The sequence below is a fragment of the Raoultibacter phocaeensis genome, from assembly GCF_901411515.1.
GTDB lineage: Bacteria > Actinomycetota > Coriobacteriia > Coriobacteriales > Eggerthellaceae > Raoultibacter > Raoultibacter phocaeensis.
The window spans coordinates 1,072,168-1,096,632 of the sequence record NZ_CABDUX010000001.1; the positions used below are offsets into that span (position 1 = coordinate 1,072,168).

The following is a 24,465-nucleotide window of genomic DNA, read 5'->3' on the forward strand; positions in this document are numbered from 1 at the left end:
AGATTTGCGTTCCCCGAGACGGGTTTTGCTGTGAGAAAAGAGGGAACACAAAAGGACCGTCCCTTTGTGCTCTCCCTGTGCGGCTCGCCGAGGCGATGGGCATCTTTCGCTGTGGGAAAACGCATCTGCGGTACAATGAGCCCAACGAATCATGGATCCGAGCAAAGCGAAACAGGCGAGGCTATGCAGAAGCAACTACTGATGGGCAACGAGGCGTTCGCGCACGCAGCGCTCGAGGCGGGCGTGCGTGTGGCGGCTGGATATCCGGGCACGCCATCATCCGAGGTCATCGAGACAATCGCCGCGGAGCATGCGGCAGGGCGGGCGCAGGGAATCCATGTCGAGTGGTCCACCAACGAGAAGGCGGCGCTCGAGCTTTTGGCGGGAGCGGCATACGCGGGTGCTCGCGTGCTGTTCACGGCGAAACAGGTGGGCCTCAACGTGGCGAGCGATGCCCTCATGAGCCTGAACTACGTGGGCGTCAAAGGCGGCACCGTGCTGTTCGTGGCGGACGATCCCGGTCCCATCTCGTCTCAGACCGAACAGGATACGCGCCGGTTCGCAAGTTTCGCAAAGGTGCCGGTGTTCGATCCCGCCACGCCCGACCAGGGGTGCGCTATGATCAAAGCGGCGTTCGAGCTGTCGGAGGCCTATCGCACGCCCGTTATCGTACGACCGACTACGCGCATCTGCCATGCATCTACCTTCTTCGATGTTCCCGAAGCAACCGTAGCGCGCGACGTGCCCGAAGAGGGGTTCGAGCGCGATCCTAAGTGGGTCATCTTTCCCCGGCGTGCATTCGAAGCGCACGGCGAGATCAACGAGCGGCTTGTGCAAATCGCCGAGGAGTGCTCGACCGGTTCGCTTGCGGTGTTCAATCCCGTATTCGAGGGTGGCGGTACGGCGGCAGACGGCAGTGCGGCCCTTGCTGCTGGTGACACGGTCGACAACGGCGAAAACGCCGCTGCGGCAGCCAGCGAAGCACCGCGCCTCGGCATCATGACAGGCGGCGTGAGCGCCATGTATGCGCGCGAGGCGCTTTCCCTGTTGGCCGAGCGGTGCGAAGCGGCGAACGTTGCGCTTCCCTCGTATCGGTTTATCCAGGTGGGAACACCGTTTCCCTTCCCTGAAAGCGCTGTGGAGTCGTTTGCGGAAGGGCTCGATCAGATCATCGTGCTCGAGGAGCTCGACCATGTGCTCGAAGACGGGCTGCTTGCTTTGTGCGGCAAGTTGCACGCGGGCTACAGCGTATTCGGCAAGCTCAACGGTTACACGCGCGACCGCGGCGAAAACACGGTGGACGATGCGTACGAACGTCTCGCGCGCTTTTTAGGTGTCGAAGAGGCCTTAGCTGCGATCGCGGCATGCGGCGAGGACGGCGAGTCCCCGTCTGGTGCCGCGTCACTCGCGTTCGATGGTCCTTTGCCCGTTCGTCCCCCCGTGCTTTGCGCGGGGTGCCCGCATCGCGGTAGCTTCTACGCCGTCAAGCGCGCACTCGGCAAAACGCCCGCGGTGCTTTGCGGCGATATCGGCTGCTACACGCTCGGCAACGCTATGCCGCTCGACGCGGTGGATACTTGCCTGTGCATGGGGGCGGGCATCACAATGGCGCAAGGATTCTCGGTGGCAGAACCCGAGAAGAAAGCGATTGCATTCGTAGGCGATTCGACGTTTTTCGCGAGCGGTCTCACCGGCATCGTGAACGCGGTGTACAACCAGCATGACATCACGGTGGTCGTGCTCGATAATGCGACAACCGCCATGACCGGATCGCAGCCTCATCCAGGCACCGGGGCTACCCTCATGGGGCCGAAAACCAAGCCGATCTCGATCGAGAACGTGTTGCGGGCAGTCGGATTCGAATGCATCGTCCATGCGAATCCGTTCAAGCTCGAAGAAAGCGTTGCGGCGGCTAAAGAGGCCATCGAGTTCGGGGGGCCGTCGGCCGTCATCTACGAAGGACCGTGCATCCAGTTGACCAAACCCGACGCCCCGGCTGCCATCAGCACAGACGCGTGTACGGGTTGCAAGCGGTGTATCACCGAAATCGGCTGTCCCGGGATCGGGTTCGATGCGCAGGCGACGGGTCTGAAGAGCGGGAAGCGGGGGCAGGCATTTGTCGACCAGAGCCTGTGCGACGGATGCGGCCTGTGCGTGCAAGTATGTCCCTTCCATGCAATCGAGCTTCCCGCGACGGAAGGAGGCTGCCGTGCTTAACGTGCTCTTATCGGGTGTTGGCGGCCAGGGAACCGTGCTCGCTGCGAAGCTGCTCGCGCAGGCGGCGGAAGAGAAGGGCTGGCACGTGCGAACCGCCGAAACGATCGGCATGGCGCAACGCGGCGGCAACGTCGTATCGCATGTGCGCATGGGAAACTTCGGTGAAGAGGTGCATGCTCCGCTCATCGCGCTCGGCACAGCTGACCTTATCATTGCGTTCGAGCCTGCCGAAGCGGCACGGGTGCTTCCCTATCTTAAGCTCGGCGGCACGCTCGTGAGCGCTTCGACAGCAATTCAGCCGGTATCTGCTGCGCTCTCCGACACCCCGTATCGCGCCGATGACGTGCTTGCGAAGCTCGCATCGAGCGTCGAAGCCGCACGGGGACGCTTCGTTGCCGTCAACGACGAGGCACTCGAAGCAGAGGTGGGTACGCGCAAGGCACTCAATGTCATGCTCATCGCACAGGCGCTTGCACAAGGCGACATCGGCCTGACTATTGACGATCTCAAGCGAGCGATCTCGTCGTGCGTGAAAGAGCGTTTCGTGGACATGAACCTGCGAGCCATCGATATCGCGGTGAAGGCGTAGGCACCTTTCGGCAGGGCGATCGCACCGCAAGGGGCATTTCGGGGAGCAACGGATACAGTCTGGTCGATCTCGATCATGTCAGGAATTTCAAGGTAGCTACCTGCGGAAACCCACAATAGGCCCAGAGTCGTTTTTCAAAAAAAGAAAAGAACATACAGAAAAAAGTGTAGTTTCTTCTATTTCTATGCTATACTCCCGAGCAACATAGTGGCACTCACCAAGTAGCAATATAGATTGGGATACGCATAGAGAGGGGGCAACCTTGCACCTCAAACAGAAAAGCGGCGCTTCGGGCAGTGTTTCGACATCTGCGGCATCGATTCAGCGAGCGTCTGAACAGCCCATACGGGCACTTGTTCTGCTCGCTTTAGCGGCGGTGCTGGCGCTAACCGGAGTGCCGATGCTTTCAGGCAGCGCACAGGCTGTGCCGACGGGCACCGACATGACCGATGCCGTGGCAACCGAGCTGTCGTATCAGGCATTGGCCGAAGACGGTACATGGGTCGAGTCCGATCCAGGGCAGGTACAAGCATCTATCGAGGATGGCACGGCTTTGATGAGGGCCGTTCTCACGTGGACTTTGGAAGATGAAACCCACGTCATTTCGAACGGCGACTATTTCTCGTTCGATATGGGGCAAATCCATGGGGGGGGGAGCTCAACGCGCCTTTAGTTTCTGAGGATGGTACGCAGATTGGAAAGGCGACCATCGATGAGCAAGGCAGCGGTACTGCAGTTTTCGACGAACAGGTCGAAACGATCGATCCGGAAAACCTTTCTTCAGGTGCGATCGAGATAGAGTTCGAAGTTCCGGCATCCGAATCTGAATCCTCGACGGGATCCGAAACCCCGGTTGAACCCGATGCGAGCGAGGCTACTCAAGAGCCTCTCGAAATCCCCCAATTAGAAGTTGCACAAGCTCCCTTCTCCGGCGGCATCGCCTACGGGCCTTCGGGTAGCGCGAACGACGCCCCGCAGTACGGGCAGATTTCTCTCGTGAAATTCCAATCGGTCGCCCCTGGACACTTAGGCGGTATGGCGCTCGACAAGAGCGGCTATGTCTGGGTGTGGGGATGGAACGGCCACGGCGAACTGGGCATCGGTACCGAGCCGCCCCACTCAGGGGAGTTCTACTACGGCGGTATGAAGAGGATCCCCTACTTCTCCAACAGCGGCATCACCATCAAAGAAATTCAGTCCAACTACCATAACCGCCTTGCGCTCACGACCGCTGGCGACGTGTATGCATGGGGCCATAACGGATATGGCCAAGCAGCCAACGGCACAACGAGCGTTGGAAACGCAGCCCCCCAAGCGCCGATCAAGGTGAACGGCCTTCCTCCGATTGAGCGTATCTTCTCGAACAACGCCGAGATCATGGGGTTCAACTTCGCGCTCGCAACAGACGGCACGCTTTGGGCGTGGGGTTATAACGCCTACGGCCAACTCGGCCTCGGAACCACCAACACCGCAGTTACCTCGGTGCAGCAAGTTAACCTTCCTGCCGAAATGGGCGCTATCGTCGACATCGCTGCCGGCGACCGACATACGATCATACTCGATGACAACGGTGAGATTTGGCTTGCTGGCAGCACCTACCAGGGTCGTCTTGGCGATGGCAGAACGACCGACGGAACGGGTGCAACCGCCACTCAGCGGACTTTCGCAAAGCTTGATCGCGCGTCGAACGGAATCGGGAAAGTAATCAGCGTAAGCGCCTGTTATGGCCGAAGCGGCATAGTCGACGAAGCCCACAAGGCATACGAATGGGGCGCTACCTTCGGCGAGACGGCCGCATCGGGAGCGATTACCGTCAAGTCGACGCCGCGGCCCATCGGGTTCAGCGCAAGCGAAGTTGCTTCTATCGGGTATACGCCCGTTCCCCAGCGCATCGTTGCAGGTGAAAGCGTCAGCTACGTTATTGACCAGCACGGCAGGACGTGGGCTTGGGGCGATGGTCGCTACTACGCGTTCGGCAACGAGGGCGGAAACATCCCGCACTATACGGCGCAGAGGGTCAAGGCAGAGGCTGCCGAGCAATGGCCCAAGGTTATCGGCGACGGCGATACGCAAAGCTACGATTACAGCCCGAAAACCCCCGTCTACATGGGCGGCACAAAGACGGCGAATACCACGTATTTCGGATACGGAATCGATCCGCTTCACCCGACGATCTACGATGAGAAGTACATGCTGAAAAACTCGGACGGCAACGTCGTCGATGAGGCGGGCAATCCTTTACGGTATGCCACGTCAGCGACGATGAACGGCGTATCGGGGCTGACGGTCGGCAAATACTATCGGTCTGCTGGTGGATCGGCGAACGCCATTACGGCACCTGCCACTGAAGGCATGCCCGCAGTCGATCCCGATGAATGGACATGGATCAGGCTGGGGCTTCAGCCGATGCCCTTTGTCTCGGAAATGTATGTGAGCAGATCGGCCTATACCATTCTCGATGCCGATGGCAATATCTACAAGTGGGGCTACGATGGCTCGGGCTCGATCGCGTGGGGCTGGGATAAAGACAAATACGATCAGGACGGCGATTTGGTGCGCGGCTTGTACAACCGCTACACGTACGAAGTGATGTACATGCGCGGCGCTCCCACCATCGACAACATCTCGATCGGTGCGAGGATCGAGAAGAAGGTCTATACGGAAGCCGGACAGGATGCGACCAACCCCGTCACCGTGAACGTGCACATACCGGCCTCATCTTTCAACGAAGCGCTCGGTTCGAACGTCTATTCCGACCTGAACGAGCTGAAGTACGTATTCGTTCCCTACGATACGTCCGACCCCAATTTCAACGTCGATGCGGGCACCTTGACCGAAGCCGAGTTCATGGCCATCTACAACAACGCCGCCTATACGGTGAAAGGCGAGCTGCTCGACGCCCCGCTGCAGTCGACATCGACTGTCCAGGATCTCTCTTACACGGTAAACGCGCCGCAGAACGGCAGGTTGATCGTGTACGGCGCAAATGAGCGCTACGTTTCTAACGACGGAGGCGTGACGCGCGAATACTCCAACAAGGATCCCCTGTTCTCCGTCGTCCTTGCAGACAATGTGTACACCAAAACGGACATCCATCACAAAGGCGAGGGCGAAAATCCCTCCGGCACCACCGAGGAAGTCTATGCTGCGACGAACGATACCGTATCGAAGCTGAACGACGACTCCGCCCATACCGGCGAGGCTCTCGACACGACGCTCTACGGTCTGCCGCTTGATGCGAACGGTGCCACCATAGGCACGTCTACCGAGCCGCCTACCTACGGATACGATCGGGTGGGTATCAAGAGCTACGAGAGCGCGGGCTATCCGAGCGGAAGCTCGATAACCAACTACTGGCAGTGGAAGGACCAGATCGAGGATCCTCCAGGAACAACGATTACCCAGCCCAAAGAGCTCGAGTTGAGCCTAGACGACGACACGTATGCAGCCGGGCACGTCCATCCTTTCCAGTACGAGCCGAATGCCAACTGGACCGAGGTCGACGGCACTAAGACTTGGGACGATGACAGCGACAAGTTCGGGTTCAGGCCCGATAGCATCGAACTCACGCTCAAGCAGTACGAGCGCGATACCGCAACCGGTGCCAAGGGTGCTTTCATCCAGGATGTGAAGACCATCACGGTGAGCGCCCCCGGCGGTGGCGGCAACAGCTGGCCCTTCGATTTCGGAACGTCGTTCAAATCCTACGAGTACACCTACGAAGTGGTGGAGACGCCGATCTCGTTCTACACGACGGAGGTCGTCTATACGAACATCCCCGATCCCGTGCCGAGTCCGGTTCCGTCCAACGAGAACTTCACCGGCATCGTGATCACGAACACGCTGGATCTCAAACCGGTGAAGTTCAACAAGGTCGATTCCTCGAAGGATCCAGTTACGAGCGACATTGCGACGTTCGTCCTCACGAACGCGGCATCGGGCGGGAAAGTGTTCGATGCGGCGGGTGCTGAGCAGGACAGCGTGACGCTTTCGACGAGCTCCTCGAGCCCGTTTGTGGCGATGCCCATCCAGAAGCCGGGGACCTACCATCTCACGGAGACGAAGGCGCCGGGCGGGTACAACTTGTTGACCATGCCTATCGAAGTGACCATTGCTGCCGATGGGACGGTAACCGCAAAGCTCGGTAGCATCGACCTCGAAGAGGTTGCGCTCAGCGGAGCCGAAGCGGATCAGTACGCCAAGGCCTTCAACGTCGTGAACAAGACGGCTTCGGAACTGCCGAAGGCGGGCGGTATCGGAACGATGCTCCTCACCATACTGTCGACTGCGGTGCTCGTTATGGCGGCCTTCCTGCTGCATAGGAGAAACCGCATCGCGAAGGGCGCAACTGCAAGCTGATTGCATCGCGATCAACCGAATCACTGATCGGACCATATATACGGGCGAAGGTAGAAGGAGGTTACGTATATACAAACAGGTAAGAAATTATATAAGTATGAGTATATACCTCAACGAATAGAAGCAAAGGAGGAGAAGCACATGACCAAGAAGCGTTTTATATCCATGCTCTTCGCAGTTGCATTGACGATGGGCTTGGTACCGGCGATGGCATCGGCGGCTGATCCGATCAGCACCGACCTCGTCATTCACAAAATGCAGGTCGAAACGGGTACGGCCCTTGAGGACCACGACGGTAAGGAAATCACCGATCCTACGGGTACGAACCTCGAAGATGCGACCCCGCTTTCGGGAATTATCTTCAAGTACTGGACGATCTCGCCGAGCGCAACACCTGCCCAGATGGCGCAGATCCAGGGATTGAGCACCATCGAGGCCATCGACGCCTTCATTACCGCCAATCCGGGCATTCTGACCGGGGGAACCGAAACGGCTGCCTCGAACGCTCAGGGTATCGTCAACGTGAACGGCTTAGCTGAAGGCAAATACCTGTTCGCCGAGATCAACGGAGCATCCGAGAATGTTTCCGAGTACATCGGCGTGCCGTTTTTGCTCGAACTGCCTCAGATGAAGACCGACGGCACAGGCTACTTCGGTACCGGCGCCGATGCGCTTCACGTGTATCCTAAGAACGTCAAGAAGATGCCCGGCCTCGATGTCGAATCTGTCGACGCGGATACGAGCGCGCGCATCGGAAGCACCGATTTCCTCGTGCAGAAATGGAACGATTCTACGAGCGCCTACGAGACGGTGACGGGCATCGGCACCGGCGGCACGATCACGCTTCCGAGCGGTTTCGTGCAGCTCGGCGATCTTCCGGCGGGCAAGTACCAGCTGGTTAATACGGAAGCTCCTACCGGATACGTCATCGACAACCGCCCGGTAGGGTTCACGGTTTCTGCCGGCGTTGTTACGTTCGACAGCCCGAACAGCCCCATGGCGAGCTTCACGCATGCTACCGGCAGCGACAACCCGCTCATCACGGTCAAATTCACCAAGAAAGCCGAAGTCGGCAAGACCGAGGAAAACGGGGGAACCGAGCGCGTCGGCGAACTCGTAACCTGGAAAGTTGCGCTCGATGTTCCCACGCTGATCAAAGATTACGTCAAGTTCGATATGACCGACACGATCGATACGCGCCTCGACTACGTTGCCGACAGCGTTGTTGCCAAGGTCGGCTCCACGACGCTCGGCTCGACGCACTACACCGCTTCGTACGACGATGCTACGCGTGTGCTGACGGTAGCGTTCACCCCTGCGGCCCTCGAAGCCTTCGAAGGCGAGCAGATTATCGTCACGTACAACACGAAGATCAACGAAACCGCCGTTATGGGCGAAGAGATTCCGAATAACGTTGAGCTTAGCTTCAACAACGGCCACGGTCACATTACCGAGCCTGGCGAAGTCACGCCTCCTGTCACCCCGACGGTTTGGACGGGCGGTGCGAAGTTCAAGAAGGTTGATGGCTCCAACACGACGGTTCCGCTTCCTGGCGCCGAGTTCAAGATTGCAAGCGATGCCTCGGGTACTACGTTCCTCACCTGGACGCAGGACCTTCTGGACGCGAACGATCCGAGCAAGTTTGTGAGCCCAACTGTCGGCGGCGACATCGTCATGGTGTCCGGCACCGATGGGGTCTTCGAAATCAAGGGCCTCAAGGGCGGTACGTACTACCTCGTTGAGACCAAAGCCCCCACGGTAGGCGGTACCCAGTACAACCTGCTGAGGGATCCTGCTCCGTTCACGATCACTCAGACGAGCTACGAAGACACGAGCACGATGTCTGTGGAGAATAACTCCGGGCTGCAGATTCCGCAAACCGGTGGCATGGGAACGATCCTGTTCACGATTGTCGGCATCGCGCTTATGGGCGCCGCGATCGTACTGTTCCGCAAGAAGAGGGGCGCTGCCTCCGCTGAATAGGGGATAGGGCGCACTTCCGAATAACCAATCAAAGGGAATAGCCCGCGCATGCGGGCTATTCCACCGAAGAAAGGCTGACCGACCATAAAAGGCGCGAGGAACATACAATCGCTTGTACTGAGCAAGTACCTCTACGTCTGCATTTTCTTGGTCGGCGCCTTGGCGTTTGCGTTCCCCCTCGTCACGAGCATGATCAATCTGCAATCGCAAACGAGGGTCATCTCGAACTACGAACAGGAGATGAGGGCGCTCGACGAGCGGGAACGGCAGCGGCTGCTCGAAGAGGCCGAAAGCTACAACGCGTACGTCGCGGGGCTCGAGGGCAACGTGACAGACGAGCTGACCGCCGATGAAAGGGCTGCAACCGAAGTCGTGTACATGAGCGTCCTTGCGACCGGCGAGGCCATCGGCTACGTGGAGGTTCCCAAGATCGAGGTCGAGCTGCCTATCTATCGCGGCGCAAGCGATGAGGTGCTCGAGCGCGGAATCGGGCACTTGGAGCGCAGCTCGCTACCCGTTGGAGGCGAATCGACCCATGCGGTGCTCACGGGACACCGCGGTCTTCCCACCGCGCGCCTGTTCCGCGACCTCGACAAGCTCGATGTGGGCGACGTGTTCGTCATCGATACGCTCGGCGACAAGATCGCCTACGAGGTCGAGAGCATCCAGACGGTTCTGCCCTACGAAGTCGAATCGCTGCGCGTGCAGCCAGGCCGCGACCTGTGCACGCTCGTCACGTGCGATCCGTACATGGTCAACAGCCACCGCATGCTCGTGACGGGGCATCGGGTCGACTACGTGCCCGAGGTTGTCGAAGAGGCACAGCAGAACAAGATATCCTTTTTTGAAAAATACATCGAGTACTTCGTTATCGTAGGAGCATTCGCGGCGCTCGTGCTCATCGTGTGGTTCGTGCGGCGCAGGTTCAGGAAGCGCAACGAGGGCTCGGTCGATATAACCGCGGTCGTTTCGGGTGATGCCCATGAGTAGGTTCGGCATCGTCAAGGGAATCGTTGCAGCGCTCGTGTTCGTCATCGGCGCCGGGGTGCTCGTGTATCCCGCTTTGTCGAACTACGTAAACGAACGTGCCCAGACGACGGCCATCACGAATTACGAAGAGGCCGTTGCGGCGCTAACCGATGAGGATCGTGCGAAATCGCTCGAGGCTGCCCGATCGTATAACGAATCGCTCGTCGGCAACCAAGCGCAGGTTGTCGATCCGTTCGGCGAGGTCGAGCCCGCCGAGCACAACGAGGTGAGCTTCCTTACGGTCGGCGAGGTCATGGGGTACGTGCAGATTCCGAAGATCGACATCAAAGCCCCCATCTACGAAGGAACGTCGGAAGACGTATTGCAGAAGGGAATCGGATGGCTCAAAGGAACTTCGCTGCCCGTCGGCGGCGAATCGACGAACAGCGTTCTGACCGGCCATCGCGGACTCCCTACGGCCAAGCTCTTCACCGATTTGGATAAGCTTGAGGAAAGCGACGAGTTCTTCGTGCGCACCGGCAACGAGATCCTCGCGTACCGGGTGATTGCCACCAAAGTGATCGATCCCGATCAGTCCGAGGAGCTTGCCGTTGTGGAAGGGTCCGATCGGATGACGCTTCTAACGTGCCATCCATACATGGTCAACAGCCACCGCTTGCTCGTGATCGGAGAGCGCATCCCGTACACGGGGCAGCTTGAGGCGATTGCCGAGGCCAAGGGAGAAGGCGTGTTCGAATCGCTCACGGCCGGGGAGAGAGACCTCGCGCTCACGGGACTTGCTGTCCTTGCATTTGTTGCAGTGCTCGTGCTGGTTCTCTGGAAGCCGTGGAGAACGTTGAAGAAAAGAGGTGAGGAAGCATGAGCCGGGTTGGAACATCAGCCGGATGGGGGGAAGGCTCGGGCGCGTACCAGGCGGATTCGTCCGTCGGCTTCGCGCGCGAAGGACGCCGAACGGACGAACGGTCTTCGCGCCGCCGGCAGCCTGCGCGCGATCCGAAGAAGCGATCTTCTGGGGCGCTCGGCAACCTGCTGTCGATCCTCATCTTCCTGCTCGGCGTCGGGATAAGCCTGTATCCGTACGTCGCCCAAGAGATCAACAGCGTGAGCGCCACGAAACTCGTCGCGGCGTTCAACGAGGCCGTCGAAAACATGCCGGCAGGTGAGGGCGACGAGGCCGTTGCGCCCGGGGTTGCGTACGGTGCGCCCGACGATGACATGTTCGGAAGCATCTTCATCCCGAAGATCGAGCTCGAGCTGCCTATCTACGTGGGCTCGACTGACGACAACCTCGAGAAGGGCGTGGCTCACCTTGAAGGCACTTCGCTGCCGGTCGGGGGCGCGAGCACCCATACGGTGCTCGCAGGCCACAGCTATACGGTGACGAACGAATGGTTCACCCGCATCGAGCGGCTGGAAGCGGGGGATCTGTTCTACATACGCAACAGCACCGGCGTTTTAACGTACCGCGTCGTCTCGAAGAAGATCATCCAGCCGACCGATACGTCCGACTTGCTCATAGAGCGGGATAAGGATCTTGCAACGCTTCTGACCTGTACGGCGTCGGGCAACGAGCGCGTCATCGTGAGGGGCGAGCGCGTAGAGGACGGGCAATAGGAATTCCGCTGCGGCAGGCCGCACGCCACCGAAGCTCCCGAAATGCAAAGCCAAACAGAGAGAAAGGTTTATGCGATGGAAACGAATAAAACGATACTGCTGCGCGAAGTCATCTCGATCGAGGACCGCAAGCCGATCGGGTCGGTTAAGGATCTGTGCGTCGATTGCGATCGGAGTGCGGTAAGCCACTACGTCGTAGGCGATGCAAGCTTGTCGAACCTGCGCCTGCTCCCCTGCGACAAGGTCATCGGGGTGGGCGACTCGTTCGTGACCATCGGCAGCGAGGCTGTCCTGGTGTCGCCCGAGAACCGCGCGTCGAAGAAGCTGATCGAAGAGGGGTGCCGGTTGGTCGGTACCGAAGTGTTCTCGCGGACGGGCAACCGAGTCGGCTCCGTTGCGGGATACGAATTCGATACGGAAACGGGGCGCATCACCCGCATCGATACGGCCGATCGGTCGTACGCCGCCGAGAATGTCCTGTTCATATCGCCCGACCACGTGTTCGTCACCGACGGGAGCTCCGAAGCGGCTTCGGGCGAGCCAGCTCAAGCCGCGAAATCGGCCGTCCGGGAGCCGCAGTCACCGAAGAAGCCCGAGCCTGCGAGCGAGCCCGTCCAGCCTGCAAAGACTGCTGACGAGAGCCAGGCGCTTCGCGAGCTGCTGATCGGCGGCAAGGTGACCGAGGATATCGTCAGCAAGGATGGGAAGTTCAAGCTATCGAAGGGCTCCGTCATCACCGAAGACGTGCTTGCCGAGGCTCAAGAGCACGAGGCCGTTCTGCTTCTCACCATGAGCGTCGACGTATGATCGGGCGACGATGAACACTGCAGTCGAGCAGGAACGCTCGAACAATACTATGGGCAAGCTCGTCCGATTCGAAGAAGTGGCCGAATCCGTATCCGAACAGGAAAAATACGGACCAAGTACGCTCGTCTCGAAACTCATCGATTTCAATTCGACGTTGCTCAAGTTCAATTGCCTCACGATCGACGGCGTGCTTACCGTCCGCCGCGCCCGCCTTCTGTGGACGCTCGCTTCGCTCGACCACGCTCCGTGCCTCACCGAGCTCACCGAGATGGACAATGCGGGAAGCACGCAGAACTGCGGACGGATTCTTGGGCAACTGGACGAGAACGGGTTTCTTGCAGTGCGTTCCGATTCGGTCGACGGGCGAATGCTGCGCGTGTACATTACTGACAAAGGACGCAAAGCGGCCGAAAGCTTTGGGCAGTTCGCGGTCGCATTCGGAACGCTTCTCGAGCGGGAAGTCGAAGGGATCGACATAAAGAAAATGGTCACTACCCTCGATGCGTTCGAGACGATTATCGCATCGCCTCGCATGTCCGACTTCGCTCCCGTTGACGACAGTGCGCCGAACGGCTGAAACGCCTTGAACGCGAGTAGGAAAGAGTAGGAATACAGCGATGGATTTCAACGTGTGGACGGTGCTCGTTCTTTTCGTGGCGGTTATCGCCATAGGCGCCATCCTGTGCTTCAGGCTCATCAGCAACAGACGGCAGCGCATGGCTGCCATTGCAGCATTCGCTTACCTCGCATTCGCTGCGGCGTTGTTCTACATCGACGTCGTGCAATTCGAGCAGGGATGGGCGCTGCCCATTTATGCGGCTTGCTTCGTGCTCGTGCCGATTGCGGTGTACTACGTAGCCTACACGCTCGGGAAACCCGACGAGGGCGCTGCGTCATGGGGTAAGGACGGGGCGCATTCCAAGAAGAAGGATAAAAAGAGCGATGCGAGCGCACCCGCTTCACCTGTCGTAGCCGAAGGGCCCTCGCGCATCTCGGTTGAGCCTGTCGCCGATGCGTCGGCGGTGGCAAAGAGGCGCAAAGATCCCGCTGCTTCGCGGCCCCGGAACGCGCAGCATGATGCGTTGCCGGTTACCGACGAGCTGCGCGGTCTGCTGAAAGACAAAGTGCAGATCCTGCAGCGCGAGGGTGAGAACCGCGAAAGCGCCGCCGAAGCGCCGCCCGCCGTCACGCCCCGCAAGCAGCGCGCATCCATCCCGAGCGACAGCGAACGACCTGCCGCAAAGACAGCGCCGATCAAGGCGGAGACGGCAGCGGAGCGTAAAGCAGCTGAAGCGCTCAGGAGCGAAACGGGCGGTGCAATTGAAGAGATCGCGTTCGAGCCCGAGGAGCCGCGTGCAGTCGAGGTGGTTCCAGCTAAGCGTGAGTCTGTGCAGCGGGCTGCTCAGGAAGCCGCACGAGATCGCAGCGAGCCGGTTCGTGTTACAGCAGAAGCGGCTGCGCCGAGATCGCGCGAGCCGGTTGCCGCTGTGCACGCGGCCGAACCCGTGCCTGTGCCGGAAGAAACCGCAGCAAGCGCGATGACGTTCGGAAAGTGCTTCGCAAAGGCAGCCTCCCTGAAAGGGAAGGGCGTGTTCGTGGTCGCAGCGCGGCTGTTCGAGCAGAGCGCCGCCCTCGCAGAGGATCCTAAGGACCGCGCGCGGGCGCTCTTCGAGGAGATATCCTGCTACGTCAAGGCAGGCGACGAGGACAACGCCCTGATAAAGGCAGCCGACATGCGGGAGAAATGCGAGCTTACGGCGGCGGAACAGCTCAAGCTCGATGCGATGCTCTCGATGCTCGCGGGCATCGGGGTGTGAGTGCGGGCGGATGCAGCGTGCTCGCAGTGTTTTTTCTCGCGTATGCCGACGAGTCGCTCTTTCCTGGTCGGGGGTCACCCGTGCACTGCGGTTCCCGTAGCGCTTCGCCGCGCCCCGTTTCGCAAAGCAGAAGAAATTCCCCCGTTTTACGATTCGGTTGGAAAAACTTCTCGTGCATGGCACTCTCGTATGATAAAGTAACGAATCGCTATGAACATCGCGCCGGAACAATTCGCGCTCATTAAAGAGCAATTCGAAACGCTGAAAGAGCGCTCTGCTTTCTATGCCCGCAAGTTCGGGGATATCGACCTTTCCGATGTGCAGACGCAGGAGGATTTCGAGAAACTTCCGTTTTCCGAGAAGGACGATCTTCGCAACGCCTATCCTCTGGGCCTGCAAGCTGTGCCCGACGAGGAGATCGTGCGCATCCACTCCTCGAGCGGCACCACGGGCACACCCGTCATCATTCCCTACACCGCGCAGGATGTGACCGATTGGGCCATCCAGTTCGCGCGGTGCTACGAAACGGCCGGCATCACGCAAACCGACCGCATCCAGATCACGCCGGGCTACGGCTTGTGGACGGCGGGCATCGGGTTCCAGCTCGGTGCCGAGCGGCTGGGCGCCATGGCCATTCCCATGGGGCCGGGCAACACCGAAAAGCAGCTCGCGATGATGCAGGACCTCAAGTCCACGGTGCTTTGCGCCACGAGTTCCTATGCGCTTCTGCTGGCTGAGGAGATCGCCGAGCGCGGCATCCGCGATCAGCTGCGTTTGCGCAAAGGCGTTATCGGAAGCGAGCGATGGGGCGATAAGATGCGCCAGCGCATCGCCAACGAGCTGGGCGTCGAGATATTCGACATCTACGGCCTCACCGAAGTGTACGGCCCGGGCATCGGCATCTCGTGCAGCGCGCACCACGGCATGCACATTTGGGACGATTACGTGTACGTGGAGATCGTCGATCCGAACACCGGGGCCCCGGTGCCCGACGGCGAGGTGGGCGAGCTCGTGCTGACGACGCTTCGCAAGCAGGGCGCGCCGCTCATCCGCTACCGCACGCACGATCTCACGCGGATCATCCCCGGCGAGTGCACCTGCGCCTTCGGCCACCGCCATCCGCGCATCGATACGCTCACCGGCCGCACCGACGACATGTTCAAGGTGAAGGGCTGCAACATATTCCCCGCCCAGGTGGAGGAGGTCATCGCCGCGACCGACGGAACCAGTTCGGAATACCAGGTGATGATCGAGAACATCAGCGGCAAAGACGTGCTCACGGTGCTGTTCGAAACGCCGCTCGAAGGCGAGGCGAAAGAGCGCGCCGAAGAGGAGCTCGCTCTCATCTTCAAGGCGAAGTGCGGGTGCACGCCCGATGCGCTCGGCGTACCCATGGGCGAGCTTCCGCGTAGCGAGAAGAAAACCAAGCGCATCTTCGACAGCCGATATTAATAGCACATGGGTTCATCGGAGCTTTTCGCAAAGCCAAGCTGCAGCGCGCAAAGTCCCGACGAGGTCATGTGCGCCCGCGGTTTCCGCTGTTCGGCAGAACAGCGGGACAAGCCGACGCTGCGAGCCGTTGCAGCGCCGATTCTCGCCCTTCTCATGCGTTCCCTCGCGTGCAAAGCACGCTCGGTCGCATGACGGGCCGAGTATCGACACTGCAACCGCTCTCGCTGACGTTGGCTCGACCTGTCCGTAGTCGAACCAGAAGGGTTCTCTGATGATCGAAAAAATACTCATGGTCCTCATATTCGTCGGCGTCGCGGTGGGCGTCGGCATCTACTGTCGAAAACATACGTCGAGCGTCGACGGGTTCATTCTCGGAGGCCGCAACGTCGGCCCGTGGCTTTCGGCGTTCGCGTTCGGTACGAGCTACTTCTCGGCGGTCATCTTCGTCGGGTACGCCGGCCAATTCGGATGGAAGTACGGCCTTGCCGCCACGTGGATCGGCATCGGCAACGCCGTGCTCGGCAGTCTCCTTGCCTGGTGGGTGCTCGGCCCGCGCACGCGCGAAGTCACGCACCGGCTCGGGGCGGCAACCATGCCCGAGTTCTTCGGCAAGCGCTATAAAAGCAAGGGCTTGCGCGTGGCCGCCGCCGCCATCATCTTCGTGTTCCTCATTCCCTATACCGCGAGCGTCTACAACGGTCTCTCGCGCTTGTTCGGCATGGCGTTCGGCTTGCCCTACGAGGTGTGCGTCATCGGCATGGCCGTGGTGACGTGCGTCTACGTGGTGCTCGGCGGCTACATGGCCACCGTCATGAACGATTTCATCCAGGGCATCGTCATGCTGTTCGGCATCGTGGCGGTTATCGTGGCGGGCCTCGTGAACAACGGCGGCTTCACCGAAGCCATCAACCAGCTCTCCTTCATCCCCGCCGAAACCTCCGAGATGGCGGGGCCGTTCGTGAGCTTCTTCGGACCCGATCTGTTCAACCTCATCGGCGTCATCATACTCACGAGCCTCGGCACGTGGGGATTGCCGCAGATGGTGCAGAAGTTCTACGCGATCAAGAGCGGGCCGGCCATCAAACAGGGCGCCATCATCTCCACGGTGTTCGCGCTCGTGGTTGCAGGCGGCAGCTACTTCCTCGGCGGGTTCGGCCGCCTGTACGCAGGCGAGGTCGAAATGACGGCTGCGGGAACGCCTGTCTACGACAGCATCATACCCACCATGCTCTCAAGTCTGCCCGACCTGCTCATCGGCATCGTGATCGTACTCGTGCTTTCGGCCTCGATGTCGACGCTCTCTTCGCTCGTGCTCACCTCATCTTCCACGCTCACGCTCGACCTCATCAAGGACAACATCGTGAAGGATATGAGCGAGAAGAAGCAGCTCGCCTACATGCGCGTGCTGCTGGTGGCGTTCGTCGTCATTTCGGCGATCATCGCGCTCGTGCAGTACAACTCGTCGATCACGTTCATCGCGCAGCTCATGTCGATCTCCTGGGGCGCGCTCGCCGGATCGTTCCTCGGCCCGTTTTTCTGGGGCCTGTTCTCGGGCCGCATCTCGAAAGCCGCCGTGTGGGCGAGCTTCATCGTGGGCGTGGGGCTCACCACAGGCAACATGATCGCGGGATTCTTCGGCACGCCGCTCATCGCATCGCCCATCAACTGCGGAGCGCTCGCCATGGTGCTCTCGCTCGTGATCGTGCCGCTCGTGAGTTTAGTCACTCCCAAGGTGCCGTTCGAAGTCGATCCGCCGCATCCTGAAGGCGCAATCGATCGCGAATACGTGCACGAGATCGATGCGTAGCGCAGCTTCGCTACGTTTTCCGGGCGAGCGTCGAGTGCCAAGCCACCGTTCGCGCGGGAGGCGGCTCGTGCGAAGCAAAGCGCGGTGCTACGCTTTCGGGGCATCCTCGCGGCTTCTCTTCTTGTGTTCGTACATGGCTGTATCGGCCCGGGCGAGGGCCGATACAGCCGTTTCGCCCAGCCTGCTTTCAATCACGCCGTAGCTGATCGAAAGCGGGAACGGGAACCTGCCCGACTCGTTTTCGGTCCTCAGGCGGTGTGCGACTTCCTCAAGACGCGCTCTCGTGCGCGCGGCGTCGAGACGGGGAAATACCGCCACGAACTCATCGCCCCCGTAACGGTACAGCTTTTCGTCGTCATTGCCGTGGCAGAAATCGGAAAGCACATCGGTTACGGTGAGGATGTAATCGTTGCCGGCATCGTGGCCAAAGGTGTCGTTTGCATTCTTGAGGTTGTCGATGTCGATGAAGGCGATACCGAACGGGCCTTGGGAGGCGAGCAGGTCGCCCAGCGTTTCTTCCAGGTACACGCGCGTGTAGCATCCCGTCAGCGAATCATGCGATGCAAGCGCTTTGAGTTCGTCGTTCTCTTTGCGGTGCCGCTCGATCGTCTCGCTCAACCGCCGGCTTTCCTGGCCGCATTGGATGAGGTAGGCCGCCCGATACGCGTAGTAGAGCGAGAGGCTCAGCATGAGAAGCGCGCTGATTGCAGCCTTCATACCCCACAGCTTCAGAATGATCGCGTTGTCCGGCAGGTAGTACAGCAGAAGGACCGTGCACAGATAGCAGAAAGCGAAAAGGGCCATCGTGAGGAAAAGCGAGCGGGATTGGCGGTTGGCGCATACGGTGGCCATGCGGTTTGTTCCGACAAATCGGTTCACGCAGAAAAAGAGCACGGCACCGAAAACGAATCCGATCGCAACGGGGATGGCTTTAAGGTTCGCTTCGCCGGAAATATTGTTATTGAGGCGACTTTGGGGTATGTCGAGCAGTATCGAAAACAGCGATCGGGCGAATATCGTGAGGGCAAGTCCAGCCGCAGCGCCGCAGATCGCATAGCTCATCGCGTGCGACCATGGCAAGGAGAACACGATGCGAACCTCGAGCGCGAACAAGACGAAAACGAGCGTCCAATTGACCATCAGGTTGAGTTCTAGCATGCTGAATACGATGAAAGCCACGTAATTGAGGGCGAAGAGCAGTCCATGGGTTAGTGCTTTCGCCTTGCCTACGCCGCTTTGGCGCACGACGAACGTGAAGAATGCGGCGTTGAAGAAAAAGTAGCATACGAGGGAGCCTATGAGTTCGAGTGCCGGTATGAGATCGCTGCTCATGCAAGACCGCCTTCGTCCGAACCCTGATTCGCTGTGGCGGAAGCAGCGGTACCGTCGGCGGCTCCTGCCACAGCCGCGGTGCCGTCAGCGTCGCGATGGTAGCGTTTTTTGTACTCGTACATGATGAGGTCCGATCGTTCGAGAACCTGCGAAGGGGAGTCGAACCCGTCGGCTGAATCAACGATTCCGAAGCAGAACGAAAGCGCGGGGGTGGTTTCGTTCGGGCAGGCGAGCAGATCGAGCGCTGTGCGAGCACATGCGGTGGCAAGGGGGACGTTATGCCCGTCGAGCACCACGAGGAATTCGTCGCCGCCGATTCTGCTGATGTTTGCATCGGACCCGAACGCGCCGCGCAGTGCGCTGGCCAAGCGGATGAGGCAGGCGTCGCCGATGGTGTGCCCAAGCGCATCGTTCATGGACTTGAGGTCGTTCATGTCGATGAACACAGCGGTGAACGGCTTCTGCTGTGAAAGAAGCGATTGGATCGTCTCGATGGCGCTGCGACGCGAAGCAAGCCCGGTCAGCGCATCGGAGTACGCACGATGACGCAGGTCGGCAGCTTTTTCCTCCTCGGCTTTCGATTCTTTCGCAAGCCGAAGATACTCTTGTTCCAGATGGGCGGTTCGGCCGAGCCTCGAAGCCGAAATCAAGAACGCGACGATGCCGATGCCGACCAGCACCCCGCTCAAAAGCGAGAAGAGCGAGAGGATTTCGGAGCCGGCGGCGATGTCGAGCGAAAGTGCGTCGAACGCGATGTAGGCAAGGGCCATCCACGAAAACCAGGTAAGCGCACGCGTGGATCCGCTGAACGAGCCTCCCTCGTTGTCAAGCATTGTCTGAAGCGCGCGGAACACGATGACCACAACGGCAACCGTGATGCCGAGCACGAGGCAGCGCGTAAACGGATCGCCTGCTACGTGGTGCAGCGTCGAGTGCGTGCATACGGCGAAAACCGCACTCACAACAAGGTGCGAGAGCATGATCAGCGAAGCGGTGATGTTCGGAACGAGCCACGACCATCCCTTTTGCCCTTCTGCAAGCCGCGTTGCGGCGGCGCAGGCAACCCATATGCCGCAGTACATGACCACATACGGAATCTGAACGAGCGCCATCACCAAGAAGGGTGCCACGCAGAAGATGACGACGGCGACCGACACGGCCGGGCTGTAGCGAGCAGCCGAGGTTCGCGACCGCACGAAACGCGCATCGGTGCCCACGAAGATCAGGGCGAGAACCACCACGACGATAGACGTACCTATGCCGAAAGCAAGCTCCATGTAGCGCGCGTCCCTTCGTGTGAAAAAGACCATAACCCTATGGTAAAGCAACTATAACCGAATAACGAGTATATACCGAAGCAAACAGCTCTTCTTTTTCGGGGAAACCGCATGCAAGCCGCTCTGTACATCGCGCAGGGTACGGGCGTGCGCGCGTCGTGTGGTTTAGCGCTCGTCGAGCACCCTTTTGTTTCATGACTTGTATTATCAACTATGAGCGATACACTTAGCACAGATCGCGATCCCCGGCAAGAACGGTGACGACCATGCCAGAACCGCAGCAGGTAAAGCTTGATACGGTCGATGACGAATACGACATTCTTATCAACTCGCTCGGCGTGAGCGTCAGCAGACATCTGCTCGACGAGCATTTTACCGTCATTTGGGCGAATGACAATTACTACTCGTTCTTCGGCTACACCAAAGCAGAATACGAAGCGCTGTTCGAGAACCAGTGCGACCGCTTTTTCGTCGGATACGAAGACGAGTGGAATCGCATCGGCGTCATAGTGCGAAAAGCGCTCGCGCAAGGCGACGCATCGTATTCCTGTATCGTTTCCATGCCCTGCAAGGATGGATCGAGCAAATGGATCAAGCTCATCGGCACGTTCACCAGCCTCACTGCCGACGGATATCCTGTCGCCTACACGGTGATGACCGACGTTGGCGATCTCATGAACACGCAGCACGAGCTTTTGGAGGAACGCAGAAAACTCGAAACGCTCGCTTTCGTCGATCCCGTCACAGGGGGCCTGAACCGCACGCGGTTCGACATCGACGTCCGTACCCTTCTCGACCAGTCCGAGCCGAACGAATACGCGCTCGTGTCGCTCGATCTCAAGAAGTTCAAACTGCTCAACGATATGTTCGGCATCGAAAACGGCGATTTAATGCTCGCGCATATCAACCGCAGCATCGCTGCTCATCTGCATGACGGCGAACTCGTCGGCCGTATGGCATCTGACGAGTTCAACATTCTTATGGCGTACGAAAGCGACGAAAAAACCGTCGAGCGGCTCGATGCCATGGCTCGTGCCATGAACGACCACAACAGCCGCGTCGATCAGCCTTTCAACCTCACGTTCGTAGCGGGCATCTACGTGATCGACCGACCGTCGCTTTCGGTGACGGTTGTGCGCGATCGCGCCAACGTCGCCCGCAAAAACGTTCACGGCATCCTGCGCGAGCAGGAAATCAACGCTGCGTTTTACAGCGACGATGACCGCATTGCGCTTGTGCGCGAAAAGGGTATGGAAAACCGCATGTACGATGCGCTCGGCGGCGGGGAGTTCAGCGTGTACTTGCAGCCGAAAGTGCAGCTTTCCAGCGGGGAGATCGCGGGGGCGGAAGCGCTTGTACGCTGGATCGAACCCGAAGGTACCATCGTGCCGCCGAACGAGTTCATTGCGCTGTTCGAGCGCAACGGATTTATCGTGGAGCTTGATCTGTACGTGTTCGAGCAGGTATGCAAAGCTCTGCGCAGGTGGATCGACCAAGGCCGATCGCCGGTGCCTATTTCGGTCAACATGTCGCGCATTCACTTCAACGAGCCGGATTTTCTCGATCGCTACGAAGAAATCCGTTTGCGCTACGGAGTGGCTCCGCACTTTTTGGAATTCGAGTTCACCGAGTCGATCGTGTTCGACGGGGTGGAGGAGTTCGAGGAGATCGTCGCGGCCATTCATGCGCTCGGGTATCGCTGTTCTATGGACGATTTCGGCAGTGGATTCTCGTCGCTCAACACGTTGAAAGATATCGATGTCGACGTGCTCAAGCTCGATCGCGCCTTCTTCATGAGCGAAGAAGACATCCAGGATCGCGGCTGGGCGGTGGTCTCATCGGTTATCGATTTAGCCGAGAAGCTCGATATGGAAACCGTCGCCGAAGGCATCGAGCAAACGGTGCAGGTGGAGCGTCTCAGGGATACGGCCTGTACGATGGTACAGGGCTACGTGTTCCATCGGCCCGTTCCGTTATCCGAATTCGAGCGCCTACTGTTCGAGCGGTAACGTTGCGTTTGCCCACGCCCGATTGCCCCCACTGCCTCGCGAATGCATCCGATTGTCCTTCGCTGCTGTGCAACTGCTCTCGATCGTCCTACTCCGAGCGCTCACGTCCGATTGCCCCCATCCCGAGCGCTTGCCCCCAAAAAGCGGCGTTTCTCGTATCGGCGAGCTCGTTCGACCGCTATACTTATGCGCATTGAACTGTGCGAACCTCAGCAGTAACCGCTTTGCGTTTCGGATGACGCAGTATTTGGGTCGCGCCGCCGCAGCGGCATCCGAAAGGAAAATCGGTTGTGAGGTTCGCGCGCCGGTACCGGATCGATTAAGGGGAAACATATGGAAGGTTTTGACCTTATCAGTACTGGTATATGGTCGATCGTTCCGCCCATTTTGGCCCTTGGCCTCGCGCTCATCACCAAAGAGGTGTACTCGTCTTTGGCGATCGGCGTGTTTGTGGGCATGATCATCTACCAGTTCACGCTCAACGGAGCGGGCTTCGAACAGCTTGTCGCATCGTTTACTTCGGTGCCGCAGGTCATGGCTATACAGATAGCCGGGAATGCGGCGTTGATCTTATTCCTTGCGCTGTTGGGGGCGCTTGTCGTCGTCATCGCGACGGCTGGCGGCTCCAAGGCGTACGGCGAGTGGGTTTCTACCCACATCAAGAACGCGAAGATGGCGCAGATCCTTACCGCGGCGCTCGGCATCATCATCTTCGTGGACGACTACTTCAACTGCCTCACGGTTGGCGCGGTTATGCGTCCGGTGACCGACCGCTTCAATATCAGCCGCGAAAAGCTTGCCTGGATCATCGACTCGACGGCAGCACCCGTGTGCATCATCGCACCGGTGTCCTCATGGGCGGTGGCGGTCGGCGGCTATCTCGGCGAAGGCGGATTCACCACGTTCGTGGCCTCGATCCCGTATAACTTCTACGCGCTCCTCACGATTGGGTTCGTGTTCTTCATGTGCGCGACTGGGTTTGACTTCGGGCCGATGAAAACGGCCGAAGCCGAAGCGCATAGGGACCTGGCCGAAAAGCAGCGCATCCCTGGCAGCGGGGCGCTCAAGTCGGTGGCTACGGCCGGCATCCCGAAGGGAACCAACCCCGACAATACGCCGCCCTATGAGAACGATCTGCCCACCGTGGTGGCCGAAGAGAGCGAAGTGCTCGACGCTGCAGCGCAGACGATTGATGATTTCAAGGGCATCAAGGTGTCCGACAAGGGCAAGGTGTACGATCTCATCATCCCGATCGTCGTGCTCATCATCTTCTCGATTGCGGGCATGCTCTACGTGGGCGGATTCTTCGAAGGAGTCGAGTTCGCTGAGGCGGTCGGCGTCGATCCGGTGTCGGGCTTGTGCATCGGCGTGAGCGTGGCGCTTGTGGTTGCGGCAGCGATGTTTCTGCCGCGCGGCCTTACCACGCTTGCGGGGTATATGGAGGGCATCGCAGAGGGCGTGCGTTCGATGGTGGGAGCCATCATGATCCTCGTGCTCGCATGGAGTTTGGGCGGCACGTGCCGCTACATGCTCGGCACGGGCGAGTTCGTGAGCAACTTTCTCACTATGATAGGCGTCGATTTAGCGTTTCTGCCCGCGGTCATCTTCCTCGTGGCGGCGTTCATCGGTTTTTCGATGGGCACCTCGTGGGGTACGATCGCGCTCATTCTTCCCATCGTGATCGGCGTGTTCCCCGCAGACGGATCGCTGTTCCTCGTAGCGGTGGGCGCAACGCTCGGCGGCGCGGTATACGGCGACCACATCTCGCCGATCTCCGATACGACCATCCTTTCTTCGGCAGGTGCGCAGTGCAACCACCTGCGCCACGTTGCGACGCAGATTCCGTACGCGACGCTCGTTATGGTCGTATGCTTCGTCTGCTACATCATCGCAGCCTTCTTGGGCAACCCGTGGATTCCGCTTGTCATCGGCGCGGTGGCCATCGTGCTTGCCGTGCTCGTGCTTGCAAAGACCGGTGTGAAGCTTCCCGGAAAGAAAGAAGCCTAAAGCGCGAAGAGCATCCAACGAGTACGTGCGAAGCGGCTGTCGAGATTCGGCAGCCGCTTTTTTGTGCGCTGCGCGCTCGGTCGGCGCGGGGCAGGCCGCCCGGGCCACATGATGCAGTGCCTTTGATCAGCAAAAACACGCGATTACTACGATTCGTGCGACAGTCCTGAACCTTTTCGTGCGACAGGCGTTTCCTCGGCTGGGT

17 protein-coding genes are annotated in these 24,465 nt (G+C 59.4%); 15 read left to right on the forward strand and 2 right to left on the reverse strand.

Annotated features, from left to right (window positions below):
- The first annotated feature begins 183 nt into the window (after positions 1–183).
- The 13 genes from FJE54_RS04230 to FJE54_RS04290 all read left to right on the forward strand — a co-directional run bounded on the left by FJE54_RS04230 (position 184) and on the right by FJE54_RS04290 (position 17,635).
- Entirely contained in the window at positions 184–2,217 is a 2,034-nt protein-coding gene (locus FJE54_RS04230; protein WP_139651484.1) for a thiamine pyrophosphate-dependent enzyme, read from the forward strand.
- Entirely contained in the window at positions 2,210–2,806 is a 597-nt protein-coding gene (locus FJE54_RS04235; protein ID WP_139651485.1) for a 2-oxoacid:acceptor oxidoreductase family protein, read from the forward strand. Before FJE54_RS04230 ends, FJE54_RS04235 begins: the two co-directional genes overlap by 8 nt.
- A 262-nt stretch (positions 2,807–3,068) precedes the next feature.
- Positions 3,069–3,479, forward strand: coding sequence for a hypothetical protein (locus tag FJE54_RS04240; protein WP_139651486.1), 411 nt, complete (start codon positions 3,069–3,071; stop codon positions 3,477–3,479).
- 323 nt (positions 3,480–3,802) lie between these two features.
- On the forward strand, positions 3,803–7,165 hold the full coding sequence (locus tag FJE54_RS04245; protein ID WP_139651487.1) for a SpaA isopeptide-forming pilin-related protein: 3,363 nt from the start codon (positions 3,803–3,805) through the stop codon (positions 7,163–7,165).
- A 141-nt stretch (positions 7,166–7,306) separates the two neighbouring features.
- Entirely contained in the window at positions 7,307–9,148 is a 1,842-nt protein-coding gene (locus FJE54_RS04250) for a SpaH/EbpB family LPXTG-anchored major pilin (RefSeq protein WP_139651488.1), read from the forward strand.
- A 147-nt stretch (positions 9,149–9,295) separates the two neighbouring features.
- Entirely contained in the window at positions 9,296–10,138 is an 843-nt protein-coding gene (locus FJE54_RS04255; protein WP_255467212.1) for a class C sortase, read from the forward strand.
- Positions 10,131–11,000, forward strand: coding sequence for a class C sortase (locus FJE54_RS04260; RefSeq protein WP_180326558.1), 870 nt, complete (start codon positions 10,131–10,133; stop codon positions 10,998–11,000). The genes FJE54_RS04255 and FJE54_RS04260 overlap by 8 nt, the downstream gene beginning before the upstream one ends.
- Positions 10,997–11,752, forward strand: a complete 756-nt coding sequence (locus FJE54_RS04265) for a sortase (RefSeq protein WP_139651491.1) — start codon at positions 10,997–10,999, stop codon at positions 11,750–11,752. Before FJE54_RS04260 ends, FJE54_RS04265 begins: the two co-directional genes overlap by 4 nt.
- A 75-nt stretch (positions 11,753–11,827) precedes the next feature.
- Positions 11,828–12,559, forward strand: a complete 732-nt coding sequence (locus tag FJE54_RS04270) for a PRC-barrel domain-containing protein (RefSeq protein WP_139651492.1) — start codon at positions 11,828–11,830, stop codon at positions 12,557–12,559.
- Between the two features lie 10 nt (positions 12,560–12,569).
- Positions 12,570–13,136, forward strand: coding sequence for a helix-turn-helix domain-containing protein (locus FJE54_RS04275; protein WP_139651493.1), 567 nt, complete (start codon positions 12,570–12,572; stop codon positions 13,134–13,136).
- Positions 13,137–13,176: 40 nt separating this feature from the next.
- Entirely contained in the window at positions 13,177–14,376 is a 1,200-nt protein-coding gene (locus FJE54_RS04280) for a hypothetical protein (protein WP_139651494.1), read from the forward strand.
- 210 nt (positions 14,377–14,586) lie between these two features.
- Positions 14,587–15,828, forward strand: a complete 1,242-nt coding sequence (locus FJE54_RS04285; RefSeq protein ID WP_139651495.1) for a phenylacetate--CoA ligase family protein — start codon at positions 14,587–14,589, stop codon at positions 15,826–15,828.
- A 271-nt stretch (positions 15,829–16,099) separates the two neighbouring features.
- On the forward strand, positions 16,100–17,635 hold the full coding sequence (locus FJE54_RS04290; protein ID WP_139651496.1) for a sodium:solute symporter family protein: 1,536 nt from the start codon (positions 16,100–16,102) through the stop codon (positions 17,633–17,635).
- An 87-nt stretch (positions 17,636–17,722) separates the two neighbouring features.
- Here FJE54_RS04290 and FJE54_RS04295 read toward each other — a convergent pair whose 3' ends face one another.
- Both FJE54_RS04295 and FJE54_RS04300 read right to left on the reverse strand, forming a co-directional pair.
- Positions 17,723–18,967: a GGDEF domain-containing protein gene (locus FJE54_RS04295; RefSeq protein WP_139651497.1), complete on the reverse strand. Its 1,245-nt coding sequence runs from the start codon at positions 18,965–18,967 to the stop codon at positions 17,723–17,725.
- Positions 18,964–20,244 carry a GGDEF domain-containing protein gene (locus tag FJE54_RS04300; protein WP_180326559.1) on the reverse strand — a complete coding sequence of 427 codons (1,281 nt, stop codon included), beginning with the start codon at positions 20,242–20,244 and terminating at the stop codon, positions 18,964–18,966. The genes FJE54_RS04295 and FJE54_RS04300 overlap by 4 nt, the downstream gene beginning before the upstream one ends.
- 266 nt (positions 20,245–20,510) lie before the next feature.
- On the opposite strand from FJE54_RS04300, the gene FJE54_RS04305 reads away from it, so the two are divergent.
- Together FJE54_RS04305 and FJE54_RS04310 are read left to right on the forward strand one after the other, a co-directional pair.
- Positions 20,511–22,253, forward strand: a complete 1,743-nt coding sequence (locus FJE54_RS04305) for a putative bifunctional diguanylate cyclase/phosphodiesterase (protein ID WP_139651499.1) — start codon at positions 20,511–20,513, stop codon at positions 22,251–22,253.
- Between the two features lie 333 nt (positions 22,254–22,586).
- Complete coding sequence (locus tag FJE54_RS04310) at positions 22,587–24,260, forward strand: Na+/H+ antiporter NhaC family protein (RefSeq protein ID WP_139651500.1); 1,674 nt, start codon at positions 22,587–22,589, stop codon at positions 24,258–24,260.
- Positions 24,261–24,465 lie beyond the last annotated feature (205 nt).

Excerpts from the sequence above, each read along its gene's own strand:
- FJE54_RS04230 (WP_139651484.1), top strand. The coding sequence starts at position 184 with ATGCAGAAGCAACTACTGATGGGCAACGAGGCGTTCGCGCACGCAGCG.
- FJE54_RS04250 (WP_139651488.1), top strand. The coding sequence starts at position 7,307 with ATGACCAAGAAGCGTTTTATATCCATGCTCTTCGCAGTTGCATTGACG.
- FJE54_RS04260 (WP_180326558.1), top strand. The coding sequence starts at position 10,131 with ATGAGTAGGTTCGGCATCGTCAAGGGAATCGTTGCAGCGCTCGTGTTC.
- FJE54_RS04265 (WP_139651491.1), top strand. The coding sequence starts at position 10,997 with ATGAGCCGGGTTGGAACATCAGCCGGATGGGGGGAAGGCTCGGGCGCG.
- FJE54_RS04270 (WP_139651492.1), top strand. The coding sequence starts at position 11,828 with ATGGAAACGAATAAAACGATACTGCTGCGCGAAGTCATCTCGATCGAG.
- FJE54_RS04275 (WP_139651493.1), top strand. The coding sequence starts at position 12,570 with ATGAACACTGCAGTCGAGCAGGAACGCTCGAACAATACTATGGGCAAG.
- FJE54_RS04280 (WP_139651494.1), top strand. The coding sequence starts at position 13,177 with ATGGATTTCAACGTGTGGACGGTGCTCGTTCTTTTCGTGGCGGTTATC.
- FJE54_RS04285 (WP_139651495.1), top strand. The coding sequence starts at position 14,587 with ATGAACATCGCGCCGGAACAATTCGCGCTCATTAAAGAGCAATTCGAA.
- FJE54_RS04290 (WP_139651496.1), top strand. The coding sequence starts at position 16,100 with ATGATCGAAAAAATACTCATGGTCCTCATATTCGTCGGCGTCGCGGTG.
- FJE54_RS04295 (WP_139651497.1), bottom strand. The coding sequence starts at position 18,967 with ATGAGCAGCGATCTCATACCGGCACTCGAACTCATAGGCTCCCTCGTA.
- FJE54_RS04300 (WP_180326559.1), bottom strand. The coding sequence starts at position 20,244 with ATGGAGCTTGCTTTCGGCATAGGTACGTCTATCGTCGTGGTGGTTCTC.
- FJE54_RS04305 (WP_139651499.1), top strand. The coding sequence starts at position 20,511 with ATGCCAGAACCGCAGCAGGTAAAGCTTGATACGGTCGATGACGAATAC.
- FJE54_RS04310 (WP_139651500.1), top strand. The coding sequence starts at position 22,587 with ATGGAAGGTTTTGACCTTATCAGTACTGGTATATGGTCGATCGTTCCG.